The following is a 12,764-nucleotide window of genomic DNA, read 5'->3' as shown; positions in this document are numbered from 1 at the left end:
CCCGAGGAGGCGCAATCATGGGAGGCAAGGCGATGGCCCGGCTCATTGCCATCCTGTTCCTGGCGATCGTCATGACCGTCACCCTGATCCGGATGGAACGGACCGGCGATCTGCCGCCGCTTCCCGGGCAGCAGAGCCAGTCGCAGCCGGAAGATCCGCTGCGCGAGGGCCAGCGCCGCTGCCAGCGGTTGGGCGAAGCGGCGGCGGACGATGCCGACTGCCTACACATCTGGGCCGAAACCCGCGATCGCTTCCTCGGGCGCAGTCCCAGCCCCGAGCCATCCCGCCCTGCCGTCTCCCCTGAAGCGGAGTGATCATCCATGGGCGGGTCTGGGGTCATCGACCATTTCCTGGCGGTCTTCACCAGCTATATCGACTCCGGCTTCGGCCTGCTGGGCGGCGAGGTCGCCTTCATCGCCACCACGCTGATCGTCATCGACGTGACCCTGGCCGCGCTGTTCTGGGCCTGGGGCGCCGAGGACGACATTCTGGCGCGCCTGGTCAAGAAGACCATCTTCGTCGGCGTCTTCGCCTGGCTGATCACCAACTGGAACAGCCTCGCCCGCATCGTTTTTGAGTCGTTCGCCGGGCTCGGGCTGATGGCCTCCGGCACCGGCTTCACCGCCGGCGATCTCATGCGCCCCGGCCGCGTCGCCCAGACCGGGCTCGATGCCGGCCGGCCGCTGCTGGAATCGATCTCCGACCTGATGGGCTGGGTCGCGGTCTTCGAGAACCTCCTCCAGATCCTCTGTCTGTTCTTCGCCTGGGCGCTGGTCATCCTCGCCTTCTTCATCCTCGCCGTGCAGCTCTTCGTCACCCTGATCGAATTTAAGCTCACCACGCTGGCGGGCTTCGTGCTGATCCCCTTCGGCCTCTTCGGCAAGACCGCCTTCATGGCCGAGCGCGTGCTGGGCAATGTCGTCTCGTCGGGCATCAAGGTTCTGGTGTTGGCGGTGATCATCGGCATCGGCTCGACGCTGTTTGGTGCGTTCACCAGCGGCTTCGGCGGCGTCGCCCCGACCGTGGACGACGCCATGGCCATCGTGCTGGCGGCGCTGTCCCTCTTGGGCCTCGGCATCTTCGGCCCCGGCATCGCGACCGGCCTGGTCTCCGGCGGTCCGCAGCTTGGCGCCGGGGCGGTCGCGGGGACAGGACTGGCCGTGGGCGGGGCGGCCATGGCCGCCGGTGGCGCCACGGTGCTCGGCGCGAAGGGCATCGCCGCGACCGCGCGCGGCGGGGCCGCCACGGCGGGCGCCGCCTCCGCCGCCTATACCCTGAACTCGGCCGGACAATCCGGGATCGACGGCGCCCTCTCCGGTGCCGCCGGCGTCGGCAAGGGCGCGGGCATCGCTGCCATGACCCCGCTGCGTCGGGCGGCGGCCAGTCTCAAGGCCAAGCGCGAAGCCGGCGTGAAGGCCGGTTTCACCAGCACCGGGGGATCGACCACGCAGGGCACGCTCGGTGGCCCCGCCGCTGATGCGGGTGGCGCAAACACCAGTGCCGGCGGCAATGCGCCCGCCTGGGCGCAGCGCATGCGCGGGCAGTCCCTTGGCCGGGGCGCGACCGTTGCCGCCCATGCCGTGCGCTCGGGCGACAGCCATGGTCCCGGGACATCCGTCTCCCTTTCCGAAAGCGACAAGCCATGAACCTGTTCAGACGTCCGACCACGCATTACGGCAAGACGCCGGAACCGGTCACGCCCTACCAGAAGGCCGCGCAAGTCTGGGACGAGCGCATCGGCTCCGCCCGGGTGCAGGCGCGGAACTGGCGGCTGATGGCCTTCGCCTGCCTGATCCTCGCCGCCGGTTTCGCCGGCGTCCTGGTCTGGCAATCGGCGCGCGGCACCGTCGTGCCATGGGTGGTGCAGGTCGACGATCTCGGCCAGGCCCAGGCCGTCGCGCCTGCCGCGGCCGACTATCGCCCCACCGATCCGCAGATCGCCTGGCATCTCGGCCGCTTCATCGAGCAGGTCCGTTCGATTCCTGCCGATCCGGTGATCCTGCGGCAGAACTGGCTCCGCGCCTATGACTGGACCACCGATCGCGGCGCCGCGGCGCTGAACGACCATGCCCGCGGTAACGATCCCTTCTCGAAACTGGGCGGGCGGCAGGTCTCGGTCGAGGTCTCCTCGGTCATCCGCGCCTCGCCCGACAGCTTCCGGGTCGCCTGGACCGAGAAACGCTATGAGAACGGCCAGCTGTCATCCACCGAGCGCTGGACCGCGATCCTGACCGTGGTGATCCAGACGCCCCGCACCGCCGAGGTCCTGCGCGCCAATCCGCTCGGCATCTATGTCAATGCGATCTCATGGTCGCGGGAGTTGAGCTAATGACAATTGTTCTCACCGAAGGAATGATCGGCGCCCGGGCGAGAAGCTTGCCCCGATCCGTACTGGCCGTGGTCCTGCTGTCGGCCACCGCGCTGGCGGGCTGCGCCACCAGCAAGACTCCTCAATTCAGCTATGACGACACCGTGCCGCCCCTGCCATCGCCTCCTGCCGCCGTTGCAGAACCAGCTCCGAAACCGCTGCATGTGCCGCCGGGCTGGACCCCGGCAAAGGGCGGCAACGCGGCGGAAAACCCGGAAAGCCGGGTGACGAACGCCAATCTCGCCGCGCGGGTCGAGCCGCGCCGCGAGGGCTACTATAATGCCATCCAGGTTTATCCTTGGTCTGAGGGCGCGCTCTATCAGGTCTATGCCGCGCCCGGACAGGTCACCGATATCGCGCTGGAGCCGGGCGAGCGCCTGACCGGCACCGGACCCATCGCCGCCGGCGACACCGCCCGCTGGATCATCGGCGAGACCGAGAGCGGCAGCGGCGCGTCGCGCCGCGTACATGTGCTGGTCAAGCCGACCCGGCCCGAGATCAGCACCAATCTGGTGATCGCCACCGACCGGCGCCGCTATATGCTGGAACTGCGCGCCGACGAAGAAACCTGGATGCCGGCGGTGTCTTGGCACTATCCGGAAAGCGCGTCGTCTTCGGCAGCGGTGCAGCGACAGGCGCCTCCTGCAGCACCGGTAATCCCTGGGAAATCGGCGCGCAACCATCGCTACGGCTTGCAGGTCCAAGGCGCGAGCCCGCCCTGGCGGCCGGTCTCGGTCTTCGACGACGGTCGCCGGGTCCATGTGGTCTTTCCGCCCGGCATCGCGCAGGGCGAGATGCCGCCGCTCTTCGTCATCGGCCCGGACGGTGCGCCCGAGATCGTCAACAGCCGCGTCCACGGCAACGTGCTGATCGTGGACCGGCTCTTCGGCGTGGCCGAACTGCGCCTCGGGTCCGGCAAGCGCCAACAGGTGGTGCGGATTATCCGTATGGAACAGACACGGGCGGTCGCCCAACCGACCCGCGCACCGACGAAAGGCTCGTCCTGATGAGCGACAGGAACACCTCTGCCGCGCCGATGCGGCTGCGCGCCGAACCGCCGCGCGTCACCCGGCTGTCGCGCAAGGTGCTGGCGGGGATGGCTGCCATTGCCGCGCTCGGCATCGGTGCGGCGCTGATCTTCGCCCTGCAGAGTAAAGATGTGGAACGTGGCGGCGAGGAGCTGTTCTCCACCGAAAACCGCGCCACTGCCGACGGGCTGGCGGAACTGCCGCATGATTATAGCGGCCCCGCCCTCGGCCCGGCGCTGCCCGGCGATCTCGGCAAGCCGATCCTTGATGCCCGCAACCGCGGTGCGCCGGTGCCTGCAGCGGACATCTCCGCGCCGCTCGAGGCCGCACCCGCCATGGACGCGGCCGAGCAGCAACGGCTGGCCGAGGAGGAGGCCGCACGGCTCAGCGGCGTGTTCTTTCAGGGTGGGCCACGGCCTGCGGGCGGGTCGGACATGGGCGCAGGGCCAGCCGGTCAGACCCCAGGCGCGCTTGGTACCATGGGACAGCCCGGCGCCGCAGCCACGCAGGATCCGCATGCGGCGTTCCTGGGCGGCGCCGCAGATCGCATCACCGTTGCCCCGGATCGCGTCGAAGCCCCGGCCTCGCCCTACGTCCTGCAGGCCGGCTCGGTGATCCCGGCGGCGCTGATCACCGGCATCCGCTCCGACCTGCCCGGCCAGATCATCGCCCAGGTCACCCAACCCGTCTACGACAGCCCGACCGGCTCGTTCCTGCTGATCCCGCAGGGCACCCGCATCATCGGCGAATACGACGATGGCGTCCGTTTCGGCCAGCGCCGCGTGCTGCTGGTCTGGAACCGGCTGATCTTTCCCGACGGCCGCTCGCTGGTGCTGGAGCGCCTGCCGGGCGCCGATGCCGCCGGTTACGCCGGACTCGAGGACGGGGTCGATTATCACTGGGGAGAGTTGATGAAGGCCGCCGGTCTCTCGACCCTGCTGGCGGTGGGCACCGAACTCGCCGCCGGCGACGAGGAGGACCGGTTGATCCGCGCCATCCGCGACGGCGCCCAGGACACCGTCAATCAGACCGGCCAGAAGATCGTCCAGCGCCAGCTGCAGGTCGCCCCGACGTTGACCATCCGGCCGGGCTTCCCGGTCAGGATTCTTGTGGGGCGAGATTTGGTGTTCGAGAATGCGGGAGGATGACACCATGACGAAGCTGAAGCTGGGACCAATCGCGGATGATACGCCCGTGAAGCTGACCGTCGAACTGCCCGCCAGCCTGCACAGGGATCTGGTGCTTTACGGCGAGTTGCTGGGCCGCACAGGCTCGGGCGGAACGCGTGCCGCGGTCCCGCCGCAGAAACTGCTCGTGCCGATGCTGGAGCGGTTTCTGGCCTCGGATCGCGGGTTCGCTAAGGCAAAACGGGGCGTCAGTGCTGGACGTCGACCTGGTGACTGACTCATCGTGCCTTGCTGTCTTGCGCCGACAGGGTCCGCGTCAGGCTGAGCAAGCGGCGCAGGGCCGGATTGTCGTTGCGTGGCGACCAGACCGCGCAGAAGGGCAGGGGCTCCGTTGCGAGCGGCCGGAAGACGACGCCGGGAAAAGTCGCGCCGGTTGTCGCTTCGCTGGTGAGCGTCAACCCGTTGCCCAGGGCGACCAGTTGCATCAGCGTGTCACGGGAGACTGGGCAGCGCTCGACACTGGGGTGATGACCCAGTTCCGACAGATACCGGACCAGATAGTCGTGGATCTCCGGTCCCGGACCGGCCTCGCTGACGACGAAATGCCGGTCACGCAATTCGGACCAGGCGATCCGCTTTCGGACCGTCAGATCGTCGTCCTTCGGAAGCGCCACGAACACCCGCTCCTGCCAGAAGACCTCGACATCGCATTCCGCCGCTTCGGGTGTGCCGGTCAGGAAGGCCACGTCCATGCAATGCTGGCGCACGGCGGCGATGTGATCGCTCGGGTTGCCTTCCACGATCACGCATCGCACACCGGGATGATCGTCGTTGTAGCGGCGCAGCAGATCGGCGAGGAAGCCCGAGGCCAGCGAGGCGAAGATGCCGATCCGCAATACGCCATGCTCGACCCGGCCGGCCGCGCCGACATCCTTGACGGCCAGGTCGACCTCGTTGAGCGCCCGCCGGGCATGCGTCAGGAACCTCCTCCCTGCATCGGTCAATGTCACACCGCGCTTGTGGCGGATGAAGAGCGCTGCGCCGGTCTCGTCCTCGAGATCGCGGATGCGCCGGCTGATCGCGGATTCCCGCACGCCGAGTTCACCCGCCGCCGCGCTGAAGCTGCCATGCTCCACCGCTGCGATGACATAGCGGAGGTGGCGCAATTCCATTATCCGATTTTTTCGCTGGTCGTCGGTCCATTTTTCATATCGGTTGGCCATAATTAAAAACTCCGCCGGCCCGCCGTTGGATATGTTTATATTAAGATACTGACAGCATTGGGCTGGGTCAATTATTGAGCTGTTGAAGATCAAATTTTATCGAGACTGACTTCCCTTCTAGTGTAAGCTTTGTTTCCCAGATTTTTGAGTGTAGTGTTGTTTATATAACGGGCATTCGTCGCAAAACAATAGTGTGGGGCTTTGCGGGGGATACGTTTAATTGAGGCGATTTGAGGTGGATTACTCGCCTGTGTAATCGGGGCGGTCTCAAATGGCCATTATTTATATACTTCTTCATTTGACTTCTCCTTGCGCTTGACATCAGCTCGCGGAACTCTGGTCAGTGAGTTGACACGCAGACAGGCGAGCCGATTAAAGCGTGACGGTCCCAAAACTTACGAGAGTCTTCGCCGTCACGGGTTCAAGCAGATATGAGGCGCGCTTCAAGCGCGTCGAAGGCGCTGATCTGCTCTGCCTTCAATTGTCGGCCCTCGTCGCGACCCAAATAGATCTTAAACATACAGAGGCCGTCCTTGGCGTAGAATTGTACTGAACGTGTTTCGATGCCGAATAGCTTTCGACGTACAAAAGCCACACGAGCGCAGGCTTCATATTTGATATGTCCCCCGATCGGCTTTCCGTGAAGGTTAAGCATGCCATTGCCGATTTCACTGTGGCCGAGCGGGGCCTTTACTTCCAGGATCACAGTCGGGGTGTGGACGATCAGGGTGATCTCACCCCAGCGGGCTATATCCTTCAGCACCTCGGGCAGTGTGGTGCCCGGCAGAGAGACAACCTCGCCTTCGGGCAGGGCGTCCAGAACGGCCAACGGTGTAGTGGCAGCCTTGCGGGCGATATCCTCGAGTGCAGCATGGGGCGTTTCGGCCAACGCGGCGCGAATGGGGTCAACTGTCAGGTCTGCCATGTCGGTCTCCAAGGTCAGGATGCTGGCGCAGCCAGGTGATGAGCCGCCCGGTCATGGCTACTTGCCAGAAACGGCCGGCCCGGGTCAGGCGGTGGAAGCGATGGTAGGGCTCCAGAAGACCAGCGCGGCTCCATTGCGCCAGCAGGGGGGCGGCATGGGTCGAGAAGCTGGCGGCTTCCGATCCGCAGACCCTTGCCAGCGCGGCGTCTACGGCGACTGTGTCGAGGCGTCCCCGCTCCATACCGGATTTCAGCGCATTGTGGATCGGGGCGGTGGGAGTGGCGCGCATCATGGCCGCGGTCAGGCAGGTGCCGGATCCTGCACGGGCGGCAAAATCGCGCAGGTCTGCCGTGATGCGATAGTTGAACCCACCCAGAAAGCCTCCCGCCCCGGCGCCGAAGGGCAGGCAATCGGCCCCTGTCTTGACCGCGAGATTGTAGACGTTGCGCTCGCGCAGGCTACCCTGCCAGTGGGTGGTCGAGATGGCGGACCAGCCCTCGGCCATCGCTGCCTCCTCGCCGGCGGCGAAATACGTCCCCAGGCTGGAGCCGGCCGCCGGATGCAGCTTTCCCTTCTCGATCGCGCTCAGCAGGGGCGTGTCCGCAATCAGACTCAGCGAGTAGAGATCCAGGCCGTCAAGCCCCAGTTGTGCGCAAAGCCGGACATCCCCGGCCACGTCCTCGGGGCTCTGCTGCGGCAGACCATAGATCAGGTCGACGACGACGGCCCCGCGATCCAGGCCGACGAGGCTCTCGAGCAAGGAAATGACGCCCGCGGTCCCCGCGCGCCGTCCCAGGGGGCGGCGAATGCGTTCCGAAAAGCTCTGGACTCCGACAGAGATGCGGTTGACGCCGGCATCGAAGGCGGCAAGTGCCTTGTCGCAGTCGAAGGACTGGACGCGGCCCTCCAGGGTGATCTCGCAATCGGGTACCAGCGGCAGACAGCGGCGAATGGCCATGACAAGTCGCGCAAGGTCGGGCGAGGCAAGCGCCGTCGGCGTACCGCCGCCGAGATAGACCGCCTGCAGCGGCGGGCCGTCATGTGCTGGGCTTCGTGCGAAGGACTCGAGCTGTGCGATCACCGCATCCACATAGGGCGGCCCTACGCTTGCGGACCACGGGTTCTGGTAGAAGCCGCAAAACAGGCAGTGGTTCTCGCAGAAGGGAACATGAATATAGGCGACGCCACGGTTCCTTCGCGGGCTCCTGTAAATTTCGTCCCAGTGTCTAGGAACAGTTCCTTCGGGCACCGGATCCATGCCGATGAAGGGATGGACGGCGCGCTTTCCGGGAAAGGCGTCGGCCAGCGGTTGCGGGCTTTCCGCAGCAAAGAGGTCTTCAAGCGTCGCTCTTTCCGCTGTTGGTGGAGCACTTCCAGGCGCGGCTGGAGGCTTTTCGCGCCGATGCGTCGGCGCCGCGACGAGGGCGGGCCTAGCCATCCGGCAGGACCGCCTGCGCCGAACGCGTGCAATAGATCGCCGGCTCCGCATGCTCCTTCGTCGTGCAAGCCTCTCCCTCGGCGAGGGGCGTGATGGCGTATCCGCCGGCCGAGGGCAGTTCGACCCGGTAGCGGTGGGTTTCTTCGGCCGGTCCAGCGCCGTGGACGAAAGGTGTCAGGCGCAGAGCCGTCTGCCCGCAAAGCGCGACCAGTGGCGGCTGCCCGGCATCGGTAAGGATGCCTACCACCGTTTCGCGGTCGATTTCGCATTCGGCCGCGTCCGCAGCGGGCGACAGCGTGACCCGCAGATCGCCGTCGGCGGTAAGCGTCAGCATCAGCAGCGCGGTTTCCAGCATGGCTTGCCCCTAGAAGGTTCTGGTCAGGAACAGGTTGAACGAGCGCTCGGCGCCCTCCATCTGCCCATAGGCTCGATACGAGCGGTTGGTGAGGTTGTTCAGTTCGACGGTCAGCGCAAGGCCGTCAGCAAGATCGGCCGAGGTGTGCAGGTTCAGCGTCGCGAATCCGCCGGTACCATCCACCACTTCGCCCGTATCGGCGCGCATTTCGACCCTGCTTTCACCGCGCAGGAACAGGTCGAAGATCCCGGCGACCTTGCCCAGGGACCAGTCCTTGCGCAGCCCCATGCGCCCGGCCAGTGCCGGCGTGCCGCTATCGCGGGTCTGGTAGCCGTTGGCATAGGTGAATTCGCGCTGCATCGCGCTGGCGGTGATATAGGGCGTCAGGCCGGCCGCCTCAAAGCGGCGCTCGGCATGCAACTCGATCCCCCAGGTTCGTGCGGCGTCGATGTTGCGATACTGGCTGACCGGATTTCGCGGATCGCTCGGGTCGATCACCACCGAAGCGATGTAATCGGTGGCGTCGCTGTAGAACAGCGTGGCATCCAGTAGCAGCGCGTTCCGGTCATAGCGCGCTCCCAGTTCGTAGGTCGTGGCGCGCTCGGGCTTCAGGTCGGGGTTTCCGATCAGCGTGCCTGCGCCGCCCGCAGTCGTGGACAGGAACAACTGGCTCAGGGAGGGATGGATGTAGCCCTGCGAGACATTGGCGCGTAGCGCGAAGCCGTGGTCCGGCGACCACACCAGCCCGGCCGAGAACAGCGCAAGGCTGTCGTCGTTGGAACTGCGTGGCAGATCGGTGCCATTCTCTCGCGAGACATCATGGGTCGCTTTCACATCGTACCAGCGCCCGCCCAGGGTCAGCGTCATATCCCTGGATAGGTCGACCTCGTGCTGGCCGAAGACCGAGACGGTGCGGATGGCGGCATCGTCATAGCGTAGTCGCGTGGTGACGCTGGGAAAGGGCAGCATCGGCCCGCTGACCGTGGTGACCGTCACCTTGTCGGCCTTCAGCCGGTCGTCTTCGTATTCGATGCCGACGACGGTGCGGCTGTTGGTCGAGAACTGCATCTCGGCGCGCAGGTTCGCCCCCCAGGTCAGCTGCTCGTCGCGGGAATCCGACAGGACGTTCAGGCGCATGGGACCAGGGAACTGCGTTACCTCGTTGCGGAACACGCGGTCGACCGTCTGTCCGTAAAGATCGAAAGTCAGCCGGGTCAGCCAAGGAGCCAGATCCGTGCCTTCGTAGAACAGGCCGAGTTTTCGCAGGTCGCGTTTGGGAAGTTCGATGGCGAATAGCGGATCGCCCGTATGCACATTTGCCGCCAGATCATGGTTCAGCGCCTTCAGTCCGAAGTAATGGTCGCCGAGACGATAGCCGACATGGGCCGAGATGGTCCGGTCTTGCGTGTCGGACTGCTCCAGCACGCCTTCGGGCGTCCGGCGGTCGCCTTGGTCTATGCGGCCCACAGTTAGCCGGTAGTCCAGCTCACCCGCGCCAGCCGCGACCGTGCCCGCCGCACTGGCCGAGGCCCGATAGCCCTCGGTGGCCGAGATCCAGCCCGCGCCGGTCGTCACCTCCAGCGGCTTGGCGGCGCCGCGCTTGGTGATGATATTGATCACGCCGCCGATGGCCTGGCTGCCCGAGACCACCGAGGACGAGCCGCGCACGATCTCGATCCGATCGATCGAGGTGGGGTCGATCAGCACCGGCTGGCCGTAGTTCGTGTGATCGGTCAGCTTCTGCCCGTCGATCAGGATAGCGACCCGACGCGAGCTTTCGCCGCGGATCGAGATGCGCTCGATCCCTTCTTCGGAGATCTGGACGCCGGGCACGTCGCGCAGTAGCCCGGCCACCGAGACCGGGGTGCTGGCCGTGATCTTCTCGTGGTCGATCACGGTGATCGAGGCTGGGCTTTTCAGCAATTCGGTGGGCAGTGCGGTTGCGGTCAGGGTGATGGTGTCCAGCACCAACGGCTGGTCCTGGGCAAAGGCCGGAACTGGGCCGGTCAGGACAAGAACGAGGCCAAGGGTCATTGGGCCCGGAGATCGCGAGATCGACATGGCGTTCCTCTCTGCCCGCTCGGGGTGCATTCAGAGATTTGGGGAAAACCTAGCGATCCGCTGGGACGGAAGGGATGGGAGCATCCTTTGCCGATCCGCTAGCATATCCGGCAGCCGAATGCCTTGACTTTGATCAAGGCGGATTTGAAAATCCCACGTTCCAGCCGAATGGCTGGGACTAGACGCAAGACGCAAGCCAACCTCAACGGTAATCGCCTGTTCCTTGGATCGTGGATCACGCACCGATCGGGCGCAAGGCTGTCCATCCCGGCGTGAGAGCCTCGGCGGCATTTAGTTGCGAACGGCGGGTACAACAGCTTTCCTCTGAGCAAGAGGATTGCATTGTTTCATCCGTGTTTCTGTAAACCGGCCTGGCAGCAAACGGGGGCAAGGCTCGCAAGGGCATTACGTGCATATTTCCGTACGGCTGGGTATTGCAGCCGCAGCAATTGCTACATCCTCATCTACTGGAAGCACAGGATACCCAAGGGAAGCCCGGCTATTAGAAATGAGCGCAAGGATTTCTGAAAATTCGGTGGCGCCCTTTGGTCATGAGACCCTCTCGTTCTCCGTGCAGCATAAACTGCTTCCTATGACACCCAAGCCCAGCGGCTCAAAAAACAGTTGCAAGCCTTCTGCGCAATTCCTCGGGCTAACTATTCTCACCATATTGCCGGCCCCCGGATCACCACCGATAGTCGAGCGTGGCGATCACCGAGCGTCCTTCGCCGTAATAGCAGTTGGCCGAGGTCAGCGAGGCGCAGGAGGTGACATGGCGCTTGTCGAACAGGTTGCTGGCGCTCAGCCGAAGCATCACCCCCGCAAGCAACGGATCCTGTTTGCCGAAATCATAGCTCAACGCCACATCGACCAGGGTAAAGGAGGGCAGCTCGATCTGGTTGTTCAGGTCGCCGAAGCAGCGCCCGACATGACGCAAGCCGCCGCCTATGCCCAGGCCCTCCAGCGCGCCGCTCTGGACGGTGTAATGGGCCCAGAGCGTCGCCTGATGCTCGGGCGCGAGCTGGAGCTGGTTGCCCAGCTGCGCGGCGGTGTTGGTCCGGGTGATCTCGGAATCCTGCCAGGCGTAGGAGGCGACCAGATCGAACCCGGCCGCCAGATTGGCCTTGCCTTCCAGTTCGAAGCCGCGGACCTGCACCTCGCCGGTCTGCACCTGCGCCCAGGGGTTGCTGGCCGGCGGGTCGGGATCCTGAGTCAGGACGTTGGACTGCGTCAGCCGATATCTGAAGGCCGACCCGGTCACCAGTAGGATGTCGGCGGTGCGGGACCGGCGCATCATCATCGTCGATGCCCACCAGATCCATGCCGGGATCCGCATCCCCTCGGGCATCGAGGCCGGTGGCGCGCGGGAATGACCGTTTCCGCGACAGTCCCTGTCCGGCGACGGTCCCCGGGCCTGTCGCGGCTGATCCTTGGGCTGGCGGCGCTGATCGATCTCGCCCGCCGGCTGGGGCCGAGGATCGGCGACCTGTCCCGGGTGGACAGAATCGTGATCCACACCAGCCACCATACGCATCATGTCATCGGCACCGGCGCCAACGACCCGCAGAAGCTGGACCCCAAGGCCTCGCGCGAGACGCTGGACCATTCCATCATGTATATCTTTGCCGTGGCGCTGGAGGATGGCGGCTGGCACCACGAACGCTCCTATGCCCCCGAGCGCGCGAACCGGCCCGAAACCGTGGCGCTGTGGCACAAGATCACCACCGTCGAAGACCCGGAATGGACGCGGCGCTATCACGCCCGCGACCCGCGCGAAAAGGCGTTCGGCGGCCGCGTCGCGGTCACGCTCAGGGACGGCCGGGTGATCGAGGACGAACTGGCGCTGGCCGACGCCCATCCCGACGGCACCCGCCCCTTCGTGCGGGAAAACTATGTCCAGAAGTTCCTGACCCTGTCGGACGGCATCATCGCCACCGCCGAGCAGCACCGCTTCCTCGACGCGGTGCAAGGCCTGCACGACCTGCCCGCCGGGCGGCTGACCTCGGTCGAGATGTTCCGCGAGGTCCGCGCCCGCCTGCCCGGCGTGAAGCTGCTGGCCAACATGACCGAGTTTGGCCGCACCCCCGCCCTGACCGCCGAGGAGTTCCAGGAGCTGGGCTATGACATGGTGATCTGGCCGGTCTCGTCGCTGCGGGTGGCCAACAAGGCGCAAGAGCGGCTTTACGCCGCGCTGGCCCGCGACGGCGCGACGACGGCCATGCTGCCCGAGATGCAGACC

Annotated in this window: 12 protein-coding genes and 1 pseudogene; 7 read left to right on the top strand and 6 right to left on the bottom strand. The window is 65.6% G+C overall.

Going from position 1 to position 12,764, the window contains the following annotated elements:
- Window positions 1–17: 17 nt before the first annotated feature.
- Genes trbK-alt through FE811_RS13610 form a run of 6 tightly spaced genes read left to right on the top strand, consistent with a single transcriptional unit; the run spans window position 18 to window position 4,800 of the window.
- The gene (gene trbK-alt, locus FE811_RS13635) at window positions 18–314 is read left to right on the top strand and encodes a putative entry exclusion protein TrbK-alt (RefSeq protein ID WP_072462932.1); all 297 of its coding nucleotides are present in this window, start codon (window positions 18–20) and stop codon (window positions 312–314) included.
- Window positions 315–320: 6 nt separating this feature from the next.
- Window positions 321–1,646, top strand: a complete 1,326-nt coding sequence (gene trbL, locus FE811_RS13630; protein WP_072462931.1) for a P-type conjugative transfer protein TrbL — start codon at window positions 321–323, stop codon at window positions 1,644–1,646.
- A complete protein-coding gene (trbF, locus tag FE811_RS13625) occupies window positions 1,643–2,329 on the top strand; it encodes a conjugal transfer protein TrbF (protein WP_072462930.1) in 687 nt (228 codons plus the stop codon). The genes trbL and trbF overlap by 4 nt, the downstream gene beginning before the upstream one ends.
- Before the next feature lie 23 nt (window positions 2,330–2,352).
- Complete coding sequence (trbG, locus tag FE811_RS13620; RefSeq protein WP_072462929.1) at window positions 2,353–3,375, top strand: P-type conjugative transfer protein TrbG; 1,023 nt, start codon at window positions 2,353–2,355, stop codon at window positions 3,373–3,375.
- Complete coding sequence (locus FE811_RS13615; RefSeq protein WP_072462928.1) at window positions 3,375–4,544, top strand: TrbI/VirB10 family protein; 1,170 nt, start codon at window positions 3,375–3,377, stop codon at window positions 4,542–4,544. The genes trbG and FE811_RS13615 overlap by 1 nt, the downstream gene beginning before the upstream one ends.
- A 4-nt stretch (window positions 4,545–4,548) precedes the next feature.
- On the top strand, window positions 4,549–4,800 hold the full coding sequence (locus tag FE811_RS13610; RefSeq protein WP_072462955.1) for a DUF2274 domain-containing protein: 252 nt from the start codon (window positions 4,549–4,551) through the stop codon (window positions 4,798–4,800).
- A gap of 1 nt (window position 4,801) precedes the next feature.
- On the opposite strand, the gene FE811_RS13605 is transcribed toward FE811_RS13610, so the two are convergent.
- The 6 genes from FE811_RS13605 to FE811_RS13580 form a co-directional block, all read right to left on the bottom strand.
- Window positions 4,802–5,746 carry a LysR family transcriptional regulator gene (locus FE811_RS13605; protein WP_072462927.1) on the bottom strand — a complete coding sequence of 315 codons (945 nt, stop codon included), beginning with the start codon at window positions 5,744–5,746 and terminating at the stop codon, window positions 4,802–4,804.
- A gap of 421 nt (window positions 5,747–6,167) precedes the next feature.
- The gene (hutX, locus tag FE811_RS13600; protein WP_072462926.1) at window positions 6,168–6,671 is read right to left on the bottom strand and encodes a heme utilization cystosolic carrier protein HutX; all 504 of its coding nucleotides are present in this window, start codon (window positions 6,669–6,671) and stop codon (window positions 6,168–6,170) included.
- Complete coding sequence (gene hutW, locus FE811_RS13595; protein ID WP_219848885.1) at window positions 6,652–8,109, bottom strand: heme anaerobic degradation radical SAM methyltransferase ChuW/HutW; 1,458 nt, start codon at window positions 8,107–8,109, stop codon at window positions 6,652–6,654. Before hutW ends, hutX begins: the two co-directional genes overlap by 20 nt.
- The gene (locus FE811_RS13590) at window positions 8,102–8,464 is read right to left on the bottom strand and encodes a hypothetical protein (protein ID WP_072462925.1); all 363 of its coding nucleotides are present in this window, start codon (window positions 8,462–8,464) and stop codon (window positions 8,102–8,104) included. The genes hutW and FE811_RS13590 overlap by 8 nt, the downstream gene beginning before the upstream one ends.
- A gap of 9 nt (window positions 8,465–8,473) precedes the next feature.
- The gene (locus FE811_RS13585; protein ID WP_072462924.1) at window positions 8,474–10,498 is read right to left on the bottom strand and encodes a TonB-dependent receptor; all 2,025 of its coding nucleotides are present in this window, start codon (window positions 10,496–10,498) and stop codon (window positions 8,474–8,476) included.
- A gap of 712 nt (window positions 10,499–11,210) precedes the next feature.
- A complete protein-coding gene (locus FE811_RS13580; RefSeq protein ID WP_175562373.1) occupies window positions 11,211–11,786 on the bottom strand; it encodes a TonB-dependent siderophore receptor in 576 nt (191 codons plus the stop codon).
- 108 nt (window positions 11,787–11,894) lie between these two features.
- Between FE811_RS13580 and FE811_RS28280 the strand changes: the two are divergent.
- Window positions 11,895–12,764: pseudogene (locus tag FE811_RS28280) on the top strand (hypothetical protein); the annotation flags it as partial.

Source organism: Paracoccus sp. FO-3, assembly GCF_006386455.1.
GTDB classification, from domain to species: domain Bacteria; phylum Pseudomonadota; class Alphaproteobacteria; order Rhodobacterales; family Rhodobacteraceae; genus Paracoccus; species Paracoccus versutus.
The sequence above is the reverse complement of the archived record's forward strand: the minus strand, read 5'-3'. Positions and strand labels throughout refer to the sequence as shown.

Coding starts and splice junctions, on each gene's coding strand:
- trbK-alt (WP_072462932.1), top strand. CDS start 18: ATGGGAGGCAAGGCGATGGCCCGGCTCATTGCCATCCTGTTCCTGGCG.
- trbL (WP_072462931.1), top strand. CDS start 321: ATGGGCGGGTCTGGGGTCATCGACCATTTCCTGGCGGTCTTCACCAGC.
- trbF (WP_072462930.1), top strand. CDS start 1,643: ATGAACCTGTTCAGACGTCCGACCACGCATTACGGCAAGACGCCGGAA.
- trbG (WP_072462929.1), top strand. CDS start 2,353: ATGATCGGCGCCCGGGCGAGAAGCTTGCCCCGATCCGTACTGGCCGTG.
- FE811_RS13615 (WP_072462928.1), top strand. CDS start 3,375: ATGAGCGACAGGAACACCTCTGCCGCGCCGATGCGGCTGCGCGCCGAA.
- FE811_RS13610 (WP_072462955.1), top strand. CDS start 4,549: ATGACGAAGCTGAAGCTGGGACCAATCGCGGATGATACGCCCGTGAAG.
- FE811_RS13605 (WP_072462927.1), bottom strand. CDS start 5,746: ATGGCCAACCGATATGAAAAATGGACCGACGACCAGCGAAAAAATCGG.
- hutX (WP_072462926.1), bottom strand. CDS start 6,671: ATGGCAGACCTGACAGTTGACCCCATTCGCGCCGCGTTGGCCGAAACG.
- hutW (WP_219848885.1), bottom strand. CDS start 8,109: ATGGCTAGGCCCGCCCTCGTCGCGGCGCCGACGCATCGGCGCGAAAAG.
- FE811_RS13590 (WP_072462925.1), bottom strand. CDS start 8,464: ATGCTGGAAACCGCGCTGCTGATGCTGACGCTTACCGCCGACGGCGAT.
- FE811_RS13585 (WP_072462924.1), bottom strand. CDS start 10,498: ATGACCCTTGGCCTCGTTCTTGTCCTGACCGGCCCAGTTCCGGCCTTT.